We start from the raw sequence: 21,962 nt of genomic DNA, 5'->3' as shown, positions 1-21,962 counted from the left end.
TTTTACCCCCAAAACGTTTATCGAGGATAAAATACACTTCAGCCGAAAAAAGTTCCGATACCGAAAAAAAAAGGACGTTAAGCGAGATAAATCCAGGTCAGGATCAGGACGAAGGTAGATTTACAATGTAAAAACAACCCAAGTCATGAAAGCAATTTTAACCCTTATCGCAGTAATCTTCTTCGGAACTCTAGCTATGGCACAAGACATTTCTAAAGAAGTAAAAATTGAAACTACAACTGTTGGTGTTGAATTGGATATTACTGTTCAAGAAGAAGCTCAAAAAGAAACTAAAGTTGCCAGATTGTATAGATTTAGAAACTCTAGAGTTAAAAAGGCACTTTCTTTTAGAACTAAGAAAAACCGTTCCAAATTGGCTTAATCATGATAATGGGAATTGCCATACCACTTGCATTGTTCTTTAGTGCGGCCTTTGTAATCGCATCTATCGCTTTTTCCTTTCGAAAAAGAAGGAATTCCCAAGACTAGCTTACACAGACTTTACTGTTTTTACATACATCTAGCCTATACAAACCAAAATCTTAGAAACCATCATGTACACTATTCTAATCCCGGTTGTTTTATTGAGTAGTTCAATTTTTGTTTTTGCTGCTCTACTGTTCTCTTTACGTCTTTCAAAAGTGCCTTTGCATCGTAAATAATACCATCTTTAATGGTATAGCTTACGCCTCCGACTCGAACTACCTTATTGTCTTCTGTTAGTTTGATGGCTCCCGTGCCATAGAGAACCTTTAGGTTTTTTAACGGATTCTCGTCAACAATCACGAAATCGGCTAGTTTACCTACGGCGACCGTACCAATTTTATCTTCCATACCAAGTGCCTCAGCACCATTTAGAGTGGCCGAACGGATGATTTCCAGCGGATGGAATCCAACTTCCCTTAAAAGCTCCATTTCTCTGATATAGGCAAAACCGTATAATTGGAAGATAAAACCCGAATCAGAACCTGTGGTGACCCTGCCACCCCTGTTTTTATATTCATTTACAAAGGTCATCCACAGTTTATAGTTTTCACGCCAGGCCACTTCCTGTTCCGTGCCCCAATCGTGCCAATACGAACCATGTGAAATCTTGCTTGGTTGATAGAATTCCCACAGAGATGGCAAAGTATAGTCCTCATGCCACTCCGCCCTTCTAGCCCGATGTAAATCGCGACTTGCTTCATAGATGTTTAAAGTTGGGTCCAGAGTGAAATCTAAACTTATTAGCTCATCCATTACGGCATTCCAATGGTCAGAATATGGTTTGGCTGCTTGTTTCCATAATTTTCCGGCTTCCTCAAAACGATGTTGTTCGTTTTGGTAATTATAATCCAAAGGATAGTCTTGAACTGTCCTATCCTCAAATAAAGCTTCTGGTAAGCCGTACCAGTGCTCCATGCTGGTCAATCCGGCGCGAGCTGAATTCAGAACGTTCCAACGAGCGACATCCAATTGGGCATGATGACAAGCAGAACGAAGCCCTAACTTTTTGTTTTCATCCAATGCTGCGGCCATAATTTCTGGGGGGGCTCCAAAAAATTTGATTCCATCTGCTCCTCTTTCAGCATTGGCCCGTACCCATTTTCTTGCTTGTTCTGGAGTGCTTATCGGCGCATCATTTAAGGGGTTAAAACCACTGGTTTTTTGCCCAAAAGCAGTGTAAGCAAAAATTCGAGGAGCAATTATTTCATTTTTCTCACTTTTTCGCTTTAAATCCAACGCCCAATCAATACCCCTCCCGGCGGGCTCTCTTACCGTTGTAATGCCATGGGCCATCCATAGCTTGAAGACATAATCAAAATCAGCACCTTGTGCCTCTCCACCGATATGGCCGTGCATATCTACAAAGCCTGGCAAAAGGTACATACCTTCGCAATTTAGTTCTTTGCCCCCAGGTTTGAGTTGTGGTCTTTTGGAGTCATCAATTTTTACTCCAGGGTAACCTACAACTTGAATTTTAGTGATTTTATTCTTTTCGACAACAACATCAACAGGGCCACGAGGGGGAGCCCCGTTACCATTGATCAATGTAGCGCCTCTGATGATAAGCTGGGAAAATGGCCCTTCGCTTAAGCTTTCTTGTCCAAACCCTAAGCTCAAATTAAATAAGACAAAAAGGAAAAATGCTCTTTTCATAATTATATCATTCTGGAATTTCAATTTTATCGCCTAAAAACAGGGCATTTAAGAACAACCTGTTGGTACCGTACCATGATCCTCTGAAGTTGGGATTATCGCCAAATAGAATTACTCTTCCGCTTCCTACTTTGCTAACAATAAGTGATGCAGAAGGTTTGAGATTTTCCTCCATGTTCTTTTTAGTAAGAAAACCATCAATATGCGGGTTTTTGGCATACTTGGCTACCGTGGCATATGCATTTTTACTTGGTGATAGCCAAACTGTGTTGTTTTTGTACACGGGAATGGATTCGTCACGATAACCGAAGGCTAGGGGATGGGTAGTATCCAAATCGACCTTGAGAATAACACCGCCAACTTGTTCTTTGCCCAAATTCTCTGGTGCATCAACATATGGCTTTCTTTGGATGATTTCCGTTGTGTCTTTTTCCTGGGTGGTCAATTTTTCCTTAACAAGCTTCTTGTCAATAGCCCATTTGGAAGCAGTACCAATTGTAATCAATGTATTGCCTTTACTTACCCATGATTTTATTTTTTCCAACTGTTTTTTATTGAAATCATAGCTACCGGAAACCATCACCAAAGTGTTATACTTGTCCAAATTGACCAAACTAAGGTTTCGTATGGGAATTTTAGTGATGGGCATATGTACTCTGGTATCCAACAAATGCCAAACTTCGCCTGCTTCGTAGGAACGCACTCCATTACCTATAATCATGGCCGCTTTGGGCTTTTTAATCGCAGAAATATACCGACTTCCTAAATCAATACCATTTACGCTGTACCCTGAATTAACCGCATAGATGGGAACATGAAATTTTTGCTGTGCTTCTTGAACTCTCTTAAAAACTTCATCAGCTTTCTTTTTTTGAAGGCTTACTGGAACAACCAATGCACCATAATTAAAACTTTTGTTGCCAGTAACTGTTTTGATGGTAAAAGGTTTAAATGAGCTGGAAACCATCAATCCTTTGGATTGAAGATAGTTCAAGACAGCTACTGCGTTATAATCGTCATAATCAATAATGTAGGCGTACTTTGCTTTCTGGACAATTTCCAGTTTGACCAAATTGTCAGTCGACGTTATCTTTTCACCAAGATTAAGCGAGCTTACAGGTTTGTACTTCATGTTATAAAAATTGGCGACTGACCAGGCAGATGCGTCATAATAAACACTGTCCCGGAATTTTTCATAAGTATCGAACATGGTTTGTACCATGCGATACTGAGGTTGTCTAGTAGGTACAACAAAACCATCTCCCGATTTATACACCTCTATTTTATGAAGTAGTAGCTTGTCGATGAACGCCTTTACCCGATTCGCATCGTGATCATCTTTAAATGAATATCCCCTTATTTTACTTTTAGAGGCATTTCCCAATGCACTTTTAAAGAAATCCTGCTGGTATTTTCTGAGCAACGCCGAATTTTCAACTGCTGCCTTTATGGTTGCAATACTGGAAATATATTGATTTCGAATGGTAAAAGGAAAGGTGATTTCTCCAAAATCGGTAGTCTGTTTATGCCCTCGAGAACTGGCTTGTTCAAATAGTAGCCCCAACCCTCCCTGAAGGTCAGGATAAGAGGAACCATAACCAGGGTAGGTACCATCGAATACTTCTTTTGTGAAATAGAATGAACCAACACTATCCAAAGCTTTTGAAAAATAGTCGCCAAACAAATTGTTGAGGTCTATATAGTTCTCTTTGGGCATGATTGGATTCAATGATCCATTATCTTTCATAGGTTCAAAGAAATAGGAACTCTGGGTTCCCATTTCGTGAAAGTCTGTTACCACATTTGGGTACCACTCATGGTACCAGGCCAATTTTCCTCGGCTTTCAGGGTGAATTCCCAACAACCAGTCTCGGTTTAAATCGAACCAATAATGGTTGGTTCTTCCTCTTGGCCAGTATTCATTGTGCTCTGCATCTTGTGGATCAGCAACCAATGGATTCCCTTGGTACATATTTGCCCATTGCGTGTGCCGGTCCCTTCCATCAGGATTTATGGTAGGATCAATGAAGATGACTCCTTTATCTATATAATTAAGTATTTCCGGACTATTGGAAGCGGTCAAGGTATATGCAATTAACATTGCTGCTTCAGAACTGGAAGGCTCATTACCGTGAACATTGTATCCTAAATTTATAAAGATGGGTATCTCATCATAATTGGTATAATCTTTTGAAGGGTCTGTAAACTGAAGATGTTGGGTCTTCAGTTGGTTTAGATTTTTGACGTTTTCTGGCGCCGAAACCGTTAGAATAAGCAATTTTCGACCTTCGTGAGTTCTGCCATATTCATGAATACTGGCTCGATTTGAGAGTTCTGAAAGTTTTACGAAGTAATTGACAATCAAATCGTGCCTTGTGTGCTTTTCACCAATCCCATAACCAAGGAATTCTTCTGGGGATGGAATCTTTTCATTAAAAGGGTGAAATTTTTTGTAGAAATAATCTTGAGCAGAAAGGGATACGCTAAAAAGAAATGCTATCGCAAGTAATTTTCTTAACATTGATTAGAGGATTTGTTAATCCTCTAAAGATAGGAAAAGCTTTAAACGATGGAGTTGAAATCTTCTACTATTTCCTCAAACTCTATACGGTAGTAAGTGCCCTTCTTGGAGAGGTCTCTGGCAATCGTACCCCGAAGCTGTCTTGTAAGGTTATAAATGAGCTTTAATCCTAGGGATTTTGCATTTTTTGGGTCGAAATTTTCAGAATAACCCTTACCGTTGTCTCCTAGATATAGCTCATAACGACTGCCCTCCAGTTTTTTAAGGGATATTACAATTTCACCACCTTTGTCCTTGGCAATTCCATATTTAAGGGCATTGGTTATGGTTTCATTGATAATCAGCCCTAAAGGAATCACAGTATCGATACTGAGCTTGTTTTCATCAATGTCCAGCTTAACATCAATTTTGTTGACGTTACCCTTTACCGACCGCACTAGGTATTCCGTTAGTTCCTTTACATAAGGTCTTAATTCTATTTTGGAAAGATAATCGTCTCTTTTGTAAAGCATTTCATGCACCATAGCCATAGAAACCACTCTGTTTTGACTGCTCTTGATGATACTGCTTATTTTTTGGTCCTCTATTGTCCTTGATTGCAAGCTCAAAAGACTTGATACAGTTTGCAAGTTGTTTTTTACTCTGTGGTGGACTTCTTTCAGAAGCGTTTCCTTTTCTTCTATACGCTCCTGAATCTCATTTCGCGATTTATACAATCGGTGATGTGCTCTTAATAAATTTCTTCCGAAAACACCTCCAAGCAAATACACCGCAAAAGTCACACTCAAAAATGCGAACCATAATCTTGATTCTTGAGGAACCTGATTCTCCGATATTTGGAAATCACTCATGTCATGCAGGAACACGAGCGCTATAACCAACAGGTTCACAGCTAGGTAAATGTGCCCATAAATCTTGGTGGTTACATAACCGGCAAATACAACTACCGCCAAAACGAAGATGTATGGACTTTGTATACCGCCGCTGAACAATACAATTAGAGTTGAACCTACCATGGCTATCACAGATGTGATATTATAGGTCATGGTTAAATTCTGATGTTTCTTGAACAGCAATGTGTTTGCAAGATTAAGGAGAGCAAAGCCAAAAAAGGTGTACGGAATAACTCCCTTTATGTTTAGAAAAAAAAGGCATACCAAACCAAAAAGTATAGCCAATATAGATGAGTTGTAATTAACTTTTAGCACCAATTGAATTTTGTCCTGTAAACGATATTTGTCCTTATTAGGAATCTTCATATGCTGCGTTCGGTTGTTCTTTTTACTACGAGAATCATTTAAAGAGGTAGTAAAAATAGCTCTTTATGGGGGGTTTAAGCTGTAAATCTAAATATGTTTTTGATATAAAAAAAGCGACAGCCTTAAATAACTGCCGCTCAATTCGTTCAATTTTTTAGGATTATTCCTGTATCAATACCCACTCACCTTTGTCAATAAGAGGTTCGGCTTGTTTAAACTTAACCGTTTTACTTTCACCTGACATCACATTTTTGATAGTTACGCGGTCATTTCGTCCAATTTTTGGCTTTTCGCGAACAATGGTCTCTGTCACTTGAGGTCTTCTTCCTTGGGTTTGGCCCGCCGCCCTATTTTGCGCGGCTAGCTCATCACTATTTGGAATTTCTTCTTTGGAAGTCTTTAAGTTCTCTTTCGGCTTGCGCACTGTTCGTGCTTCTTGTATTGGATTGGTGTTCTCAGAAGGCAACTCTCCCTTAAATAGGAAAGAAATGATTTCTTTGTTCACCTTGTCAATCATTTCCTTGAAAAGCTCAAAGGCTTCGAATTTATAAATCAAGAGGGGGTCTTTTTGTTCATGGACCGCCAACTGTACTGACTGCTTTAATTCGTCCATTTTTCGCAAATGGGTTTTCCACGAATCATCAATGATGGCCAGTGAGATATTCTTTTCAAAATCAGTGATCAACTGCTTTCCATTGCTGGAATATGCAGCTTCCAAATTGGTGACCACATTTAAGGTTTTGATTCCATCCGTAAAAGGAACCACGATTCGCTCAAATTTGTTGGATTGATCTTCGTAAACCTTTTTAATCACAGGAAAAGCCGTATCCGCACTGCGCTCCATTTTTTGCTGGTAGAAGTCATAGGCAGCTTTGTAAACCATATTTGCGATTTCCTGTAAGCTCAACTTTTTGAAATCTTCCTCATTGACGGGGGAGGTGATTGAAAAATACTTGATGAGCTCAAACTCGAAGTTTTTGAAGTCATCCGCCATTTTGTTGGTTTCTGCGATTACTTCGCAAGTATCATAGATCATGTTGGCTACATCAACCTTCAAACGTTCTCCCTGTAAGGCGTGGCGTCTTCTTTTGTACACTACCTCACGCTGTGCGTTCATAACATCATCATACTCCAATAGTCTTTTACGTATTCCGAAGTTATTTTCTTCAACTTTTTTCTGGGCACGTTCTATAGATTTGGTCATCATGGAGTGCTGAATTACTTCACCTTCTTCCAATCCCATGCGGTCCATCATTTTGGCCACACGGTCCGACCCGAACAAACGCATTAAGTTGTCTTCCAATGACACATAGAACTGTGAGCTTCCCACATCTCCCTGACGACCAGAACGTCCACGTAGCTGGCGGTCAACACGACGCGAATCGTGTCTTTCCGTTCCAACAATGGCTAAACCACCGGCTGCTTTTACCTCATCACTCAATTTAATATCGGTTCCACGACCTGCCATGTTGGTTGCGATAGTGACAATACCACCTTTACCCGCTTCGGCAACAATATCGGCTTCTTTCTTATGCAATTTTGCATTCAATACATTATGGGGAACTTTTCTAACGCTCAGTAACTTGGAGAGTAATTCCGATATTTCAACAGAAGTAGTACCTATCAAAACGGGTCTACCTGCTTTGGAAAGGTCAGTAACCTCTTCAATAATGGCATTGTATTTTTCCCGTTTGGTCTTATAAATCAAATCGTGGCGGTCATCACGTGCAATGGGCCTATTGGTTGGGATTTCCATTACATCCAACTTGTAGATTTCCCAGAATTCCCCGGCTTCGGTAACGGCGGTACCCGTCATCCCGGCCAGTTTGTTGTACATTCTAAAGTAGTTCTGAAGTGTAATGGTCGCGAAAGTTTGGGTCATCGCCTCAATCTTCACATTCTCTTTGGCTTCAATAGCTTGGTGCAATCCATCAGAATACCTTCGGCCATCCATGATACGACCTGTTTGTTCATCAACAATCATCACCTTGTTGTCCATGACCACGTATTCCACATCTTTTTCAAAAAGGGTATATGCCTTGAGAAGCTGCGTCATGGTATGGATACGCTCACTTTTTACGGCAAAATCCTTGAAAAGTTCCTCTTTCAGTTCAGCTTCTTTCTCAATTTCAAGGTTTTGCTCTTCAATCTTGGCAATCTCACCACCAATGTCAGGCATTACAAAGAAATCTTTGTTTTGATCACCTGAGATGTGGTCGACTCCTTTGTCCGTTAACTCAATTTGATTGTTCTTTTCGTCAATGGTAAACAACAAGTCAGCATCCACTTTGGGCATTTCCCTGTTGTTGTCTTGCATATAGAAGTTTTCCGTTTTTTGGAGCAATTGTTTTACTCCTTCCTCACTCAAAAACTTGATAAGAGCCTTGTTTTTGGGTAAACCTCTATGCACACGAAGCAAAAGAAAACCACCTTCTTTGGTATCTCCTTCTTTAATTAGTTTCTTCGCCTCAGCCAAAACTCCCGTAAGGTGCTGACGTTGTTTTTGAACAATATCTGAAACAGCTGGTTTCAATTCATTGAATTCATGACGATCACCTTCAGGTACAGGTCCGGATATGATTAAGGGGGTACGGGCATCATCGATCAATACAGAATCTACCTCATCTACAATGGCATAATGATGCGGAGGTTGAACCAAATCTTTAGGGGTATGCGCCATATTATCCCGTAGGTAGTCAAAGCCAAATTCATTATTGGTACCATAAGTAATATCGGCGTTGTATGCTGCTCGTCTTCCTTCTGAATTGGGTTGATGCTTATCGATACAATCTACTGAAAGGCCATGGAATTCAAAAATGGGGGCCATCCAGGCACTATCCCTTTTGGCCAGATAGTCGTTAACGGTAACTAGATGGGCACCTTTGCCTGAAAGTGCGTTCAGGTAGAGTGGGAGGGTAGCTACCAAAGTTTTTCCTTCCCCGGTATGCATTTCGGCTATCTTACCTTGATGTAGCGTGATTCCACCTATCAATTGCACATCATAATGGATCATATCCCAGGTAACTTCTTTTCCGGCAGCATCCCAGGAATTTTTCCAAACAGCATCATCTCCTTCAAGAGTCACGTAATCCTTGGAACCGGAAAGTGCTCTATCAAATTCTGAAGCCGATACCGTAAGGGTCTCATTATTGGTAAACCGTTTTGCGGTTTCCTTTACAACGGCAAAAGCCTCGGGAAGAATAGTATTTAAGGTATTTTCGGAAATCTTATAGGCCTCTTCGTTGAGCTTATCGATTTCGGTATAGATTTCCTCATTCCTATCAATGTCACTGGAATTTTGAACTTCTTCCTGAAGCTCTGCAATCTTATCATCGATTTCTTTGCGATCTTCTAGAATCTGTGCTTTAAAAGAAACCGTTTTCTGTCTTAGTTCATCGTGGGAAAGCCCTTCGAGTTGTACCTCAAAGGATTTTATTTCTTTGACCAAAGGTTGCAATGCTTTTACGTCTTTTTCAGATTTATCTCCAACAAAAACCTTCAGTACCGAATTAATAAAGCTCATGAATATTTTTTCTTTTGGATTGCAAAAGCTGTTCCATTATCCAGAGTAGGGTGGAATCCTTTTGCAAGGCTGTCAAAATTACATAAAAAAAAGCCTCGAATGAGACTTTTTAACTGGGTTTGTTCTTTGGTATTTAATACTCGTCCTCGTTCCAGAGGTAATCTTCCTCGGTCGGATAATCTGGCCAGATTTCTTCGATGGACTCGTAAATTTCACCACCTTCTTCCTCCATGGACTGCAAGTTTTCAACAACTTCCAGTGGAGCTCCGGTTCGGATGGCGTAATCTATTAATTCGTCTTTGGTGGCTGGCCACGGTGCGTCACTTAAATATGATGCGAGTTCTAATGTCCAGTACATAGTAACGGTTTGAGTTTAAATTTTTTGCAAAAATAATTTTTAAACCCAATTTGCCAAGTAAAATTGACATTATTTGAAAATTATTTTCTGCATTCTATTGAGTAACGCAAAAAATAACGATTTATTTGTCGAGCTTTTCAGGTATCCATTTCACTTCTTGGGCCTGTAAATCCTTTGACAACTTCCGTGCCAATACAAATAGATAGTCTGAAAGTCGATTGATATAGGAAAGAAGGGTGTCGGGAAGCGGTTCATTTTCGTGAAGATATGATGCCATGCGCTCAGCTCTGCGGCAAACTGTTCTGGCAACATGACAGTATGACACGGTAGTGTGCCCCCCGGGAAGGATAAAATGGGTCACTTCAGGAAGTTCTTCATTCATTTGATCCATTTCTTTTTCTAAAAAATCAATGTCCTCTTCTGATATTTTGGGAATTTTCAAACGGTTTTCTTTATTGGGCTCTGTGGCCAAAATAGCACCGACAGTAAACAGTTTGTTTTGGATAAGAGCTAATACTTCCTTGGAATGCGCATCGATTTCTTGATCTCGGAGAAGACCTAAAAAAGAATTGAGCTCGTCAACCGTGCCGTAACTCTCAATTCGAATATGATGTTTAGGAACCCTTTTACCCGTAAAAAGAGCAGTTGTGCCTTTATCTCCAGTTTTTGTGTAGATTTTCATTTTGTTCAGTGGTCAGTTATCAGTTAACAATTATCAATGGCCAGTGTTCATTGATTATTGTTGTGTCTTCGTTTCCCATCCATAAACTTGCGGGATTTTCTTCGCCTTTTACCCCGTTTGTTCGTAAAAAGAATTACTAAATAGACAATGGCCAAAATGCCAAGGACATACCAAATTGTATAATCTGTTGTATTTTCCATATTTAAAATTACCTTTTTAAATCCGAATGATGAAATGTTCCTTAACCTGTTCTTTTCGTATAAAAAGTACGCCACAATGAAAGAAGTCAATACTAACCGAAACACTGGTTTTTTGGATTAGTTGCTCCCAGTACTTTTCAATTTCTCTATTTACATGGATGCCATCTACTAGAATCATACTATGGTTATGGATTTTTCCTACTGAAATTAGTTGCTCAAATGCATTGACATCCAATTTTTGGGTATATAGCACATCAATTATGCACGAATTCCATTCTAGGTTTGGATAGGTAAGTTTAACTTTTTGCAGTAGCTCAGGATTATCCAATATCTGAATGGTACTAAAATTGAAATAAACAAGGCTTTTTAAGAGTACATTATTGCTTTTGTGGTTGTCCAGTTTTTTATGTGTGTACAAACATTTGGTAACATAATCAAAAACAAAAGGGGAATGAACACCATGTTGGTTGGTGGATTTTAGAAGAAACTTCAGGTATGATTTTATTTTGAAAAGCATATTGTTTGAATAACCATGTACTTTGAAAGTCCTTCGACAGGCTCAGGATGACATTGCTATCCCTCCAAAATTGCGGATAGCTCAAACCAGCGTTCTGTTTTTTCTTCTATGTTGCTTGAAATCTCTTTGAGTTGAATGGATAGTTCGGTGATTTCTTCCCCAGTCAAATCTGGATTGGTAAATTTATTTTGAAGTATTTCTTTCTTCTCTTCCAACTTTTGGATTTCCTTTTCGAGCTGTTTATGCTCCTTTTGCTCCAAATAAGACAATTTTTTGGAATCATCTTTTTCCTTCCAAGAAGTTTTTTCTGTTTTTTCTTGGCTACTGTTTTTGGTCTCTCGCTCGGCAACGATCCTACTGTTTTCGTATACTCTGTAATCAGTATAGTTCCCAGGAAAATCTTCAATAGCCCCATTTCCTTTAAAAACAAAAAGGTGGTCCACAATTTTGTCCATAAAATAGCGGTCATGGGAAACCACGATCAAGCATCCTGGAAAATCCAATAAAAAGTCCTCCAGTACATTAAGGGTTACAATGTCCAAATCATTGGTGGGCTCATCCAGTATAAGAAAGTTGGGGTTTTGAATCAGAACGGTGCATAAATACAGGCGTTTTCTTTCACCACCGCTTAGTTTTTCGACAAAATCGTACTGTTTTTTTCTATCAAAAAGAAAACGTTCCAACAGTTGTTGTGCAGAAATTTGTTTCCCCTTTTTTAGTGGGATAAAATCGCCAAACTCTCTTATGACATCAATCACTTTTTGCCCCTCTTTGACGGGAATCCCTTTTTGGGTGTAATAACCAAATTTAAGAGTGTCACCTACAACTACCTTTCCTCCATCCACAGATTCTTGCTGGGTAATGATATTAAGAAAGGTGGACTTACCTGTTCCATTTTGTCCTATGATGCCTACCCTTTCACCTTTGGTGAAATTATAGTCAAATCTGTCTAAAATGGTTTTTTCTCCAAAGGATTTTGAAACATTGTGAAGCTCAAGAATCTTGCTGCCCAGTCGCTCCATATTCAATTCCAATTGAATTTGGTGGTTTTCCCTTCGTTTGTGAGCACGCTGTTTTATTTCTTTAAAATCATCGATTCGCGATTTGGATTTAGTGGTACGGGCTTTGGGCTGTCTACGCATCCAGTCCAATTCTTTTTTGTAGAGGATTTTTGACTTATGTTGTTCAACGGCCTCTCGTTCCATTCGAGCCTCTTTTTCACGGAGATAATACGAATAGTTTCCCTTGTAGCCATACAACTGGTTATTGTCGAGCTCAATGATTTCGTTACAAACCCTTTCCAAAAAGTATCGGTCGTGAGTGACCATAAAAAGGGTAATGTTCTCTTTGGCAAAATAAGCTTCAAGCCATTCGATCATTTCCAAATCCAAATGGTTGGTAGGCTCATCTAAGATTAAAAGATCTGGTTTGTTGAGCAAGGCATTGGCGAGTGCCAATCGTTTTTTTTGCCCTCCCGAAAGTTTTCCAACCTTCAAATCCAATTGATCTAAATGCAGTTTGAAAAGGATTTGCTTGTACTGGGTTTCAAAATCCCAAGCCTGATGCCTTTCCATGGCTTCGAAAGCCCTTTGGTACTGATCCGAATCGTCAGGGTTTTGAACTGCCTTTTCATAGTTGGAGATGACCTTTAATATTTCATTGTCCGTGCTAAAAATGGTCTCTTCTACGGTAAGATTAGAATCTAAACTGGGTTCTTGCTCCAAAAAAGCGATTTGGATTCCTTTTCTTTGCGTCACTTGCCCAGTTTCGGATATATCTTTTCCAGAAATGATATTAAGGATAGAGGTCTTGCCACTCCCATTTTTGGCCACCAAGGCTATCTTCTGGTCCTTATTGATTCCAAAGGAAATACCGGAAAAAAGAACCAGTTCTCCGTACGATTTCGAAATATTTTCAACGGTCAATAAATTCATTCGGGCAATTTACAATCTTGGGCTTATACCTTGGCAAATTTTAGCAAGAAAACATAGCGGATACCCAGTGTCAACAACAAAAGAATCAACAGCGGTGAAAATTGCTGGAGGTTGAACGCCCATACTAGCAATACCAATCCGAGCAGTCCTAACGCAAATCGTAAGTATTTTGAGAACCAATCCGGTAATTTTGAAGAGAAAAGGTAAATGAAGGCTATCACAAAATTAAAAGGAAGCGCCCATAATAGGTTGAAGTTGTTCGGAGTTGATGTATGATTGGCGGCAAACCAAATCAAGAATAGGACAAGTCCTATAAGACCCGTTACAAGAAAGAGCGAGAAATCGAGCCACTTACTACGAGAACCATGCTTATGGTCTAAAAATGTAATAGTTACTGTAAAGAGGAACAACAAGATAAACCAAAACAAGGGTGACAGCGGAAAAAAGCCATTGACCTTGGTTTGGTCATAGTCCAAAATAGTCCGCTGCCTTAGCACTAAAGGTTTTCCATTTTTGGTGGTATTATTCAGCTGCTCCATGGCATAGTAGGGTAGGAACATATGCTCTTTTACTGTAGCTTTTCGGTCAACAACCGACCCAAAAGCTACATTTATGCCAAAGGACGACCACGAATTGTCATCCAAATTTTGACGAACCAACTGTCTGAAAGAATATTGTTTTGTCAAGTGGGAGCCATCAAAAACAATCTCGTCACCAAATTCTTGTTTGAGGATATCCCCAATGATAGTAGAACAATTATTCAAAAGGGGGTCGTACAAATAATCACGGTTTTGTGGCAGATAATTGTTTTCTAAAAATTGAAACAACTTGTTTTTTTCTTCAAGATTCAAATCCAAAATCTGTTCCTTTACCCACCTTCTTTCTAATTCATAAGAAAAAAGAAATCTATCGAATCCACTTCGTGACAAAGAATAAATCAATCTGCCCTTTACAAAGTTCAAGATGAAATTGGGTCTATTAAAATCATAGGTCCCATAATTGTACACAACATCGATACCCAGTGTGGAGTCTTGAACACGGAAGGAGCTATGACCAAAGGCAGTTAATAAATTATCACCTGTTGCACATGTAAGTACACTTATTTGGGATTTTTCAGATAGTTGAGGAATTTGAGAAGTTGCGTTATGCGCAAAAGAAAGAAGTAATGTCCAAAAGAAAATCCAATGTTTCATTTGTGATTTTATCTGGGCAAATATCAGAATAAATCATACACGAAGGCATGCTTTGGCGGAACACTTTATAATTTCTCTTATTTTTACGCAAATACCAACCTATGAAGCGACATATTCCCAATTTTATTACCCTTCTAAATCTTCTTAGTGGATGTATTGCGGCGGTTTTTGCCGTATTGAACCATTTGGAATTAGCGGCCCTTTTTGTGTGTTTTGGGATATTCTTTGATTTTTTGGACGGATTTGCTGCGCGATTGCTCAACGTAAAAAGTGAAATCGGAGTGCAATTGGATTCTTTGGCAGATATGGTCACCAGTGGATTGGTTCCCGGCATTGTTATGTTTCAACTGCTGAATATGTCTGGAACGGACGTTTGGGGCAGTGCGTTTTCTTGGGTCGAAACAGATAATGTGTTATGGATAGGTGGAAAAATTAAGCCATTGGCCTTACTTGGATTTGTGATTACACTGGCTTCGGCCTATCGATTGGCAAAGTTTAATGTGGATGAGAATCAGGTTTCCTCTTTTAAAGGCTTACCGACCCCGGCCAATGCAATCTTGATATTGTCATTACCCTTAATCCTATTGTTTCACCAAAGTGACGTTTTGAACAGTTTTATCTTGAATCAATGGTTTTTGATAGGATTAACTGTTTTAAGTACCTACTTGCTCAATTCAAACATAGAACTCTTTGCCTTAAAATTTGATAATTGGAGCTTTAGGGATAACGCATTTCGTTATCTTTTTTTAATCGGAAGTTTGGTAATGTTGATTACTTTGAAATTTTTGGCACTACCGTTGATTATCGTGTTTTATGTTTTGAGCTCGTTGCTCATGTCTGGAAAGAAGGTGGATTAAAAGTCCAATTTCTTTTTACGAAGCTCAAAGTTTTGACCGAGATACACTTTTCGCACCATTTCATCCACGGCCAATTCTTCAGGAACACCAGCTTTTAAGATTCCTCCTTCGAACATCAGATAAGAACGTTCCGTAATGGCCAACGTTTCTTGAACATTGTGGTCGGTGATGAGAATGCCTATATTCTTGTTCTTGAGTTGGGCCACAATACGCTGGATGTCTTCTACGGCCACAGGGTCAACCCCCGCAAAAGGTTCATCCAACAAAATGAACTTTGGGTCCGTGGCCAATGCTCGCGCAATTTCTGTTCTACGGCGCTCTCCACCAGATAACAAATCACCTCTATTTTTACGAATATGGCCTAGACCGAACTCATCGATTAAGGATTCCATTTTCATATGTTGCTCCTTTTTACTGAGTTTAGTGAGTTGAAGTACGCTAAGAATATTCTTTTCAATACTCAGTTTGCGAAAAACAGAAGCTTCCTGGGCTAAATACCCAATTCCATTCTGGGCTCTTTTGTACATAGGAAATGACGTAATTTCCATGTTATCCAGAAAAATTTTGCCTCCGTTCGGTTTGATGAGACCAACAATCATATAAAATGAAGTGGTCTTACCTGCCCCATTCGGTCCCAAAAGTCCAACAATTTCCCCTTGGTTCACTTCCAGGGAAATTCCCTTTACAACTTTTCGGCCACGGTAGGCCTTCATGATATTTTCGGCTCTCAGTTTCATCTGTATAAAATTTTTAAATCATTGGATTTTAATGTCTTAAAAATTTTAAGGCATTCAGTAATTCGCAAAATTTTTATTCATTTCGATGGATAAATTTCTTAATGAAAAAAATTATGCTCATTTCATAAGAATTCGCCAAAACTAAACATATTCTCTTTTTGCGTCATGAACTTTGGGATTTTTTTATGCCTCATTTTCTTCCAAAGCTTCCCAATATTCAAAAGCTCTTCGCAAATGTGGGATTACGATAGTACCTCCAATTAAAGTTGCGATTCCTAAGGTTTCCATAACCTCCTCTTTGGTCACCCCTTGGTCTTTTGAACTTTCCAGATGATATTTAACGCAATCATCACAACGCATTACGGCTGAGGCCACCAATCCGAGTAATTCTTTGGTCTTGACATCCAAAGCACCTTCCATGAAGGCATTGGTGTCCAAATTGAAGATTCGCTTGATGAGCTTATTGTTTTCGGCTAATAACTTATCGTTCATTTTAGCACGATAAGCATTGAACTCTTCAACTTTATTTGGCATTTGCTTTTTCTTTTTTAGCTTCTCTTTTTAGTACGATTTTGGAAATATAGATGCTGACTTGATATAAAATCAATACGGGAATGGCAACCAGAACTTGACTATATATCTCTGGTGGTGTAATAACTGCAGCCAGAATTAGTATTATAACTAACGCAATCTTTCTGTGCTTCTTCAAAATCTCGGGCGTAACCAATCCCACCTTGGTCAAAAAATAAATGATGATGGGGAGTTCAAACATAATTCCGCAAGCAATCACTGATGTTCTTACCGTGGCAATAAAAGAATCAATATCTATCTCGTTGAATACTTCCTTGCTTACCTGATATGTTCCCAAAAAGTTAATGGATAGGGGGGCTACCACATAATAGCCAAAAAGAACACCTAGAAAAAACAGGCTTGAGGCAACCAAAATAAACCCTCTAGAGTGCTTGCGTTCATTAGCATGAAGCCCAGGGCTGATAAATTTCCACAGCTCCCAAAGTACATATGGAAATGCTATGATAAATCCGGCCCAAATGGATGTCCATATATGGGCAGAAAATTGCCCTGCCATTTTTCTACTTTGAATGGTAAATGGTAACGAGTCGCCACAAAATTCAGAATCAATGCCAAAAATGTTTCCTATTTTGCAAAAGAACTGATATGTAGGGAAATCCATTTTTTTGGGACCAAAAATAATCGTATCAAAAATGAACCCTTTCATCATAAAAGCCACACAGGCAACTATGACAACGGCCACTACTGATCGTATCAAGTGCCATCGGAGCTCTTCTAAATGGTCCAAAAAGGACATTTCATCTGGATTGCTGTTTGCTGTTTTTGCCATTATAAAATACCTTCATTTATAAGGTTGTGAATGTGAACCACACCGGCATATGAGCCATTATCAAAAGCCAAAAGCTGCGAGATGCCATTGTCCTGCAAAATTTTAAGTGCATTCACGGCTAGAGTGTCTACGGTAACCGTCTTTGGGTTAGCTGTCATAATGTCTCTAGCGGTAAGTTCGCCTATATTGTTGTGTTTGCTAAGCATTCTTCGAATATCCCCATCGGTCACCACACCGACTACTTTGTCATTTTCCTTTACCGCGGTTACCCCAAGCATCTTTTCGGAAATCTCTACTATTACATCTTTTACGCCAGAGCCTATGTCAACAATAGGTTTTTGATTGTTGACTACGATATCCGCCACGCGCAGGTACAGCTTTTTGCCCAAAGCACCTCCTGGGTGGTATTTTGCAAAATCGGCACTGCTGAACCCACGAAGCTCCAAAAGGCAAATAGCTAAAGCGTCACCCATGGCCATTTGGGCAGAAGTGCTGGTGGTAGGGGCTAGATTGTTGGGGCATGCTTCCTTTTCAACGTAGGTGCTCAATACAAAGTCTGCTTGTTTGGCCAAAATGGAATCCATATTTCCGGTTATGCCAATCAATTTGTTGTTTCCTACTTTAATTAATGGAAGTAAAGCTTTTATTTCTGGTGTATTTCCACTTTTGGAGATGCAGACTACCACATCATTTTCCTGAATGGTGCCTAAATCACCGTGAATGGCATCCGCAGCATGCATAAAGATGGCCGGGGTACCCGTGGAGTTTAATGTAGCTACTATTTTTGATGCTATTATAGCACTCTTGCCAACCCCAGAGACTACTACCCTTCCCTTTGATTGAAGAATGTATTGAACAGCTTGTGCAAACTGGTCGTCAAGCTGACCAATTAAATTTTCAATGGCCTTGCTTTCCGTTTCCAAGGTTCTTTTTGCAATGGATAAAATGGATTGGGTATTGCTCAACGTAATTAATAGGTTATCTAAGTTGTATTCCTAAAAGAATGTCTTATATTTAAGTTTACAAAACTAAACAAACTATCTCTTACATACCATTTATGGAAGTTAGAAAGCTTTTACCATTAAATGGACATTCAAATTTTAAAAATAATACAGCCTGTTACTAAGGTTGTTTGGTTAAAATGAAAAAACGGAAATGGGTTTGACGGATACCGATTTGCACTCTTCACTCAAAAAATACTTTGGTTTTTCACAGTTTAAAGGACTTCAGGAAGGAGTAATACATAATATACTGGATGATAACGATACGTTTGTAATAATGCCTACCGGAGGTGGAAAATCACTATGTTATCAATTACCGGCATTGATGAAGGAGGGTACGGCGATAGTCGTTTCTCCTTTAATTGCATTGATGAAAAATCAGGTTGATGCCATTCGAGGTGTTTCGGAACAAAGCGGGATTGCACACGTACTCAATTCTTCTTTGACCAAAACTGAGATAAAGCAGGTGAAAGAGGATATAACAAATGGAATTACCAAATTGTTGTACGTGGCACCGGAATCGTTGACCAAAGAGGAGAATGTTGAGTTTTTAAAAGGCATCACACTTTCATTTGTTGCTGTTGACGAAGCCCACTGTATTTCAGAATGGGGTCATGATTTTAGACCTGAATACCGAAACCTGAAAAGTATTATTAACAGATTGGGCGATAATATTCCGATTATCGGACTAACCGCTACGGCGACTCCTAAGGTTCAGGAAGATATTATCAAAAATTTGGGTATGACAGATGCTAAAGTTTTCAAGGCGTCGTTCAACAGACCAAATCTTTTTTATGAGGTTCGCCCTAAAACTCAAAATGTTGATGCGGATATCATAAGGTTTATCAAACAAAACCAAGGAAAATCAGGAATTATCTACTGCTTAAGCCGTAAACGAGTAGAGGAATTGGCTCAAGTACTTCAAGTAAATGGTGTAAGCGCAGTACCTTATCATGCTGGGTTCGATGCAAAGACCCGGTCCAAATATCAAGATATGTTCTTGATGGAAGAGGTGGATGTGGTTGTTGCCACTATTGCCTTTGGAATGGGAATCGATAAGCCCGATGTACGCTTTGTAATCCACCATGATATCCCTAAAAGTATTGAAAGCTATTACCAAGAAACTGGAAGAGCTGGTCGCGACGGTGGTGAAGGACATTGCTTGGCCTTTTATGCTTATAAAGATGTGGAGAAACTTGAAAAATTCATGTCTGGTAAACCTGTTGCTGAACAGGAAATAGGCAATGCATTGCTTCAGGAAATTGTTGCGTATGCTGAAACTTCGATGTCCCGCAGAAAATTCATTCTTCATTATTTTGGAGAGGAATTTGACGAAATAAATGGAGAGGGTGCTGATATGGATGACAATACTCGAAACCCTAAACAAAAAGAAGAAGCGGGGGGTGATGTTATAAAGCTTTTGAGTGTTGTTCGCGATACCAAGGAAAAATTTAAGACCAAAGAGATTGTAAAAGTTTTGGTAGGGCAGGTGAACGCTATGATTTCATCTCATAAGACTAATGAAAAAGAGTTTTTTGGAATAGGCTCGGATAAGAATGAAGCCCATTGGATGGCCCTTACAAGGCAGACACTGGTTGCTGGATTGCTTAAAAAGGAAATTGAGCAATATGGGATTTTACATGTAACCCAAGGAGGAAAAGAGTTCTTGGAAAGCCCACGGTCATTTATGATGACCAAAGATCATGTGTACAGCGAGGAAAATAATGAAGCAATAATAACTGCGGCCAAATCTCGGGGTGGTGCTGCTGATGATAATTTACTCAAGGTATTAAAAGATCTACGGAAGAAAGAAGCCCAAAAGCTGGAGGTACCTCCCTTTGTCGTATTTCAAGACCCATCATTGGAGGATATGGCTTTAAAGTACCCGATTAGTATGCCAGAACTCCTTAACATTCACGGGGTAGGGGAAGGCAAGGCCAAAAAGTATGGAAAGCCATTTGTGGAACTTATCGCCAAATATGTTGAGGAAAATGAGATTGTCCGACCCGATGATTTGGTGGTCAAAAGTACTGGGGCCAACTCTGGATTGAAACTTTACATTATACAGAATATTGACAGAAAATTACCTTTAGATGACATAGCCTCTGCCAAAGGGTTAGAATTACCATCCTTGATTAAGGAAATGGAGCAAATCGTATTTAGTGGTACCAAACTCAACATAGGCTATTGGATAGATGAAATATTGGATGAGGACCAACAAGAAGAAATACACGAATATTTTCTTGAAGCCGAAACTGACTCCATTTCGGAAGCGGTAGAAGAGTTTGAAGGCGATTATGAAGATGAAGAGTTGCGGCTCTATCGTCTTAAATTTATCAGCGAAGTGGCCAATTAGGGTGCTAAATACTCGAACGGGTAAAATTTCAGATTTCTTAATACCATAAAAAGCACTACAATAATCATAACTACGATAGGTGCATGTCTGTAACCCAATAGACTTCGTCCTCTAAGAATTCCTGTTTTTACTAAAATATGTTGGAAAACAACAATGATGGCCGGAAATAGTAATATGTTATGGCTTAGGGCATCAGTAATTCTGAGGTGCAATAAGTCATGGATAGCTCTTTGTGTACCACATCCAGAGCAGTAAATACCTGCAAAATGATAAAAAGGGCATTTAGGAAATAACAATCCATTTTCTGGATTAAAAGAAAAATAAAGGAGTATTGCCAAAACTGACAATACTCCAAAAATTATAATCAGGTATTTTTTCTTAGTAGCTGCCCGCATTGGCCATAGCTCCTAAAAATGCGAATCCGAATATGGCAAAATAGATGACCCATATAAGAACCGAAAGCCCTGCACCGACCAAAGCCCACGTCTTTGCATTTTTTGATGCTTTTTGAGCTTCTTCATATTCTCCACGGGCGTAGGCCTCATTTACTTTTGATGCATATACAATGCTTGCAATTCCCGTTGCCAAGCAGCAAAAAACGGTACTTAGAATGGCCCAAACCAAATAATTGTTGGGTTTAGGTGGCATGTTTGATTGATTCTCCATGATGTTTGATTTATTGGTATTGTTCTAAAATCTCTTGTAATTGCTCTGGGTCTTGCAAAGCCTCCCATCCAAAGAAAGAAACGGCCCAAATAATATAAATTAGGAAAAGTACATTAAGAATAATACCTATTATGGCCAATATTTTACCTGTTTTGACATTATTGAACCCAGTAAATGCCTCAGGACTTTCTTTATAAAGCTTGGTGGCCTTATTAGCGAGGACAAGAGCGATAATTCCGAAAATCAATCCGATGATTCCATAACAACAGCAAGTTACTATAGATATGATTCCGAAAACTAAAATCAATGTTGAATTTGGGAGTTTTTGTTGTTCCATAATTTAAGTTTTAATTAAAAAGGTGGTTCATTTTTATGATATAATTAAGTATAATCGTTGCCGCAACCAGCAGCATTAAAGTTAGTTTTATTTGATGGGCTAATTTGAATTTGATAAAGAGATTCGCAACCAAAAACGTAAGTAACATTACAATGGGGTAAATTGCAGGATACATTTTGAACGCAGCTAAAAACTCACCCTCAAAAAGTAAATGAACAGATCGTTGCATGCCACAACCCGGACAATCAATTCCAAACAATTTTTTGTTCAAGCACGGAAGCATAAAATCATTTGCACTTAAAAGTACGTAAGCAAAGTGTGG

At 39.2% G+C, this 21,962-nt stretch carries 20 protein-coding genes; 3 read left to right on the top strand and 17 right to left on the bottom strand.

Features of this window, described 5'->3' with window-relative positions:
• Positions 1-145: 145 nt before the first annotated feature.
• Positions 146-382, top strand: coding sequence for a hypothetical protein (locus E4661_RS11080; protein ID WP_136467299.1), 237 nt, complete (start codon positions 146-148; stop codon positions 380-382).
• A 179-nt stretch (positions 383-561) separates the two neighbouring features.
• Here E4661_RS11080 and E4661_RS11075 read toward each other — a convergent pair whose 3' ends face one another.
• From E4661_RS11075 to E4661_RS11035, 9 genes are all read right to left on the bottom strand, one after another.
• The gene (locus tag E4661_RS11075; RefSeq protein ID WP_136467297.1) at positions 562-2,139 is read right to left on the bottom strand and encodes an amidohydrolase family protein; all 1,578 of its coding nucleotides are present in this window, start codon (positions 2,137-2,139) and stop codon (positions 562-564) included.
• Positions 2,140-2,146: 7 nt separating this feature from the next.
• The gene (locus E4661_RS11070; RefSeq protein ID WP_136467295.1) at positions 2,147-4,660 is read right to left on the bottom strand and encodes a M14 metallopeptidase family protein; all 2,514 of its coding nucleotides are present in this window, start codon (positions 4,658-4,660) and stop codon (positions 2,147-2,149) included.
• 41 nt (positions 4,661-4,701) lie between these two features.
• Complete coding sequence (locus tag E4661_RS11065; protein WP_136467292.1) at positions 4,702-5,919, bottom strand: sensor histidine kinase; 1,218 nt, start codon at positions 5,917-5,919, stop codon at positions 4,702-4,704.
• A 160-nt stretch (positions 5,920-6,079) separates the two neighbouring features.
• On the bottom strand, positions 6,080-9,442 hold the full coding sequence (gene secA / locus E4661_RS11060) for a preprotein translocase subunit SecA (RefSeq protein WP_136467290.1): 3,363 nt from the start codon (positions 9,440-9,442) through the stop codon (positions 6,080-6,082).
• A 133-nt stretch (positions 9,443-9,575) separates the two neighbouring features.
• Positions 9,576-9,800, bottom strand: a complete 225-nt coding sequence (locus E4661_RS11055; protein ID WP_013551418.1) for a DUF2795 domain-containing protein — start codon at positions 9,798-9,800, stop codon at positions 9,576-9,578.
• Positions 9,801-9,921: 121 nt separating this feature from the next.
• A complete protein-coding gene (locus E4661_RS11050) occupies positions 9,922-10,482 on the bottom strand; it encodes a cob(I)yrinic acid a,c-diamide adenosyltransferase (protein WP_136467287.1) in 561 nt (186 codons plus the stop codon).
• 216 nt (positions 10,483-10,698) lie between these two features.
• Complete coding sequence (locus tag E4661_RS11045; RefSeq protein ID WP_136467285.1) at positions 10,699-11,199, bottom strand: hypothetical protein; 501 nt, start codon at positions 11,197-11,199, stop codon at positions 10,699-10,701.
• Positions 11,200-11,255: 56 nt separating this feature from the next.
• Positions 11,256-13,133 carry an ABC-F family ATP-binding cassette domain-containing protein gene (locus tag E4661_RS11040; RefSeq protein WP_136467283.1) on the bottom strand — a complete coding sequence of 626 codons (1,878 nt, stop codon included), beginning with the start codon at positions 13,131-13,133 and terminating at the stop codon, positions 11,256-11,258.
• A 23-nt stretch (positions 13,134-13,156) separates the two neighbouring features.
• Positions 13,157-14,326: a lipoprotein N-acyltransferase Lnb domain-containing protein gene (locus tag E4661_RS11035; RefSeq protein ID WP_136467280.1), complete on the bottom strand. Its 1,170-nt coding sequence runs from the start codon at positions 14,324-14,326 to the stop codon at positions 13,157-13,159.
• Positions 14,327-14,427: 101 nt separating this feature from the next.
• On the opposite strand from E4661_RS11035, the gene E4661_RS11030 reads away from it, so the two are divergent.
• Entirely contained in the window at positions 14,428-15,183 is a 756-nt protein-coding gene (locus E4661_RS11030) for a CDP-alcohol phosphatidyltransferase family protein (RefSeq protein WP_136467278.1), read from the top strand.
• Here the strand turns inward: E4661_RS11030 and lptB are convergent.
• From lptB to E4661_RS11010, 4 genes are all read right to left on the bottom strand, one after another.
• Positions 15,180-15,920, bottom strand: a complete 741-nt coding sequence (gene lptB / locus E4661_RS11025) for an LPS export ABC transporter ATP-binding protein (RefSeq protein WP_136467276.1) — start codon at positions 15,918-15,920, stop codon at positions 15,180-15,182. The two genes, E4661_RS11030 and lptB, sit on opposite strands and share 4 nt — an antisense overlap.
• Positions 15,921-16,103: 183 nt before the next feature.
• A complete protein-coding gene (locus E4661_RS11020) occupies positions 16,104-16,454 on the bottom strand; it encodes a carboxymuconolactone decarboxylase family protein (protein ID WP_136467274.1) in 351 nt (116 codons plus the stop codon).
• Positions 16,444-17,280, bottom strand: a complete 837-nt coding sequence (gene tatC / locus E4661_RS11015; RefSeq protein ID WP_136467271.1) for a twin-arginine translocase subunit TatC — start codon at positions 17,278-17,280, stop codon at positions 16,444-16,446. The genes E4661_RS11020 and tatC overlap by 11 nt, the downstream gene beginning before the upstream one ends.
• The gene (locus tag E4661_RS11010; RefSeq protein WP_136467269.1) at positions 17,280-18,245 is read right to left on the bottom strand and encodes a KpsF/GutQ family sugar-phosphate isomerase; all 966 of its coding nucleotides are present in this window, start codon (positions 18,243-18,245) and stop codon (positions 17,280-17,282) included. Before E4661_RS11010 ends, tatC begins: the two co-directional genes overlap by 1 nt.
• A gap of 190 nt (positions 18,246-18,435) precedes the next feature.
• Between E4661_RS11010 and recQ the strand changes: the two genes are divergently transcribed.
• Positions 18,436-20,637, top strand: coding sequence for a DNA helicase RecQ (gene recQ / locus E4661_RS11005; RefSeq protein ID WP_136467266.1), 2,202 nt, complete (start codon positions 18,436-18,438; stop codon positions 20,635-20,637).
• Here the strand turns inward: recQ and E4661_RS19665 are convergent.
• The 4 genes from E4661_RS19665 to E4661_RS10985 all read right to left on the bottom strand — a co-directional run bounded on the left by E4661_RS19665 (position 20,634) and on the right by E4661_RS10985 (position 21,869).
• A complete protein-coding gene (locus E4661_RS19665; RefSeq protein WP_417936398.1) occupies positions 20,634-20,861 on the bottom strand; it encodes a hypothetical protein in 228 nt (75 codons plus the stop codon). The two genes, recQ and E4661_RS19665, sit on opposite strands and share 4 nt — an antisense overlap.
• 154 nt (positions 20,862-21,015) lie before the next feature.
• A complete protein-coding gene (locus E4661_RS10995) occupies positions 21,016-21,303 on the bottom strand; it encodes a CD225/dispanin family protein (RefSeq protein ID WP_136467262.1) in 288 nt (95 codons plus the stop codon).
• 10 nt (positions 21,304-21,313) lie between these two features.
• Positions 21,314-21,640 (bottom strand): CCC motif membrane protein, encoded by a 327-nt coding sequence (locus E4661_RS10990; RefSeq protein WP_136467260.1) that lies wholly within the window; start codon positions 21,638-21,640, stop codon positions 21,314-21,316.
• 10 nt (positions 21,641-21,650) lie between these two features.
• A complete protein-coding gene (locus E4661_RS10985) occupies positions 21,651-21,869 on the bottom strand; it encodes a DUF2752 domain-containing protein (protein WP_417936397.1) in 219 nt (72 codons plus the stop codon).
• Positions 21,870-21,962: the final 93 nt, after the last annotated feature.

It is taken from the genome of Flagellimonas onchidii (assembly GCF_004804315.1).
Taxonomy (GTDB): Bacteria; Bacteroidota; Bacteroidia; order Flavobacteriales; family Flavobacteriaceae; genus Flagellimonas; species Flagellimonas onchidii.
This window is presented reverse-complemented; position numbering and strand designations above follow the sequence as displayed.

Coding starts and splice junctions, on each gene's coding strand:
- E4661_RS11080 (WP_136467299.1), top strand. CDS start 146: ATGAAAGCAATTTTAACCCTTATCGCAGTAATCTTCTTCGGAACTCTA.
- E4661_RS11075 (WP_136467297.1), bottom strand. CDS start 2,139: ATGAAAAGAGCATTTTTCCTTTTTGTCTTATTTAATTTGAGCTTAGGG.
- E4661_RS11070 (WP_136467295.1), bottom strand. CDS start 4,660: ATGTTAAGAAAATTACTTGCGATAGCATTTCTTTTTAGCGTATCCCTT.
- E4661_RS11065 (WP_136467292.1), bottom strand. CDS start 5,919: ATGAAGATTCCTAATAAGGACAAATATCGTTTACAGGACAAAATTCAA.
- secA (WP_136467290.1), bottom strand. CDS start 9,442: ATGAGCTTTATTAATTCGGTACTGAAGGTTTTTGTTGGAGATAAATCT.
- E4661_RS11055 (WP_013551418.1), bottom strand. CDS start 9,800: ATGTACTGGACATTAGAACTCGCATCATATTTAAGTGACGCACCGTGG.
- E4661_RS11050 (WP_136467287.1), bottom strand. CDS start 10,482: ATGAAAATCTACACAAAAACTGGAGATAAAGGCACAACTGCTCTTTTT.
- E4661_RS11045 (WP_136467285.1), bottom strand. CDS start 11,199: ATGCTTTTCAAAATAAAATCATACCTGAAGTTTCTTCTAAAATCCACC.
- E4661_RS11040 (WP_136467283.1), bottom strand. CDS start 13,133: ATGAATTTATTGACCGTTGAAAATATTTCGAAATCGTACGGAGAACTG.
- E4661_RS11035 (WP_136467280.1), bottom strand. CDS start 14,326: ATGAAACATTGGATTTTCTTTTGGACATTACTTCTTTCTTTTGCGCAT.
- E4661_RS11030 (WP_136467278.1), top strand. CDS start 14,428: ATGAAGCGACATATTCCCAATTTTATTACCCTTCTAAATCTTCTTAGT.
- lptB (WP_136467276.1), bottom strand. CDS start 15,920: ATGAAACTGAGAGCCGAAAATATCATGAAGGCCTACCGTGGCCGAAAA.
- E4661_RS11020 (WP_136467274.1), bottom strand. CDS start 16,454: ATGCCAAATAAAGTTGAAGAGTTCAATGCTTATCGTGCTAAAATGAAC.
- tatC (WP_136467271.1), bottom strand. CDS start 17,280: ATGGCAAAAACAGCAAACAGCAATCCAGATGAAATGTCCTTTTTGGAC.
- recQ (WP_136467266.1), top strand. CDS start 18,436: ATGGGTTTGACGGATACCGATTTGCACTCTTCACTCAAAAAATACTTT.
- E4661_RS10995 (WP_136467262.1), bottom strand. CDS start 21,303: ATGGAGAATCAATCAAACATGCCACCTAAACCCAACAATTATTTGGTT.
- E4661_RS10990 (WP_136467260.1), bottom strand. CDS start 21,640: ATGGAACAACAAAAACTCCCAAATTCAACATTGATTTTAGTTTTCGGA.
- E4661_RS10985 (WP_417936397.1), bottom strand. CDS start 21,869: ATGCAACGATCTGTTCATTTACTTTTTGAGGGTGAGTTTTTAGCTGCG.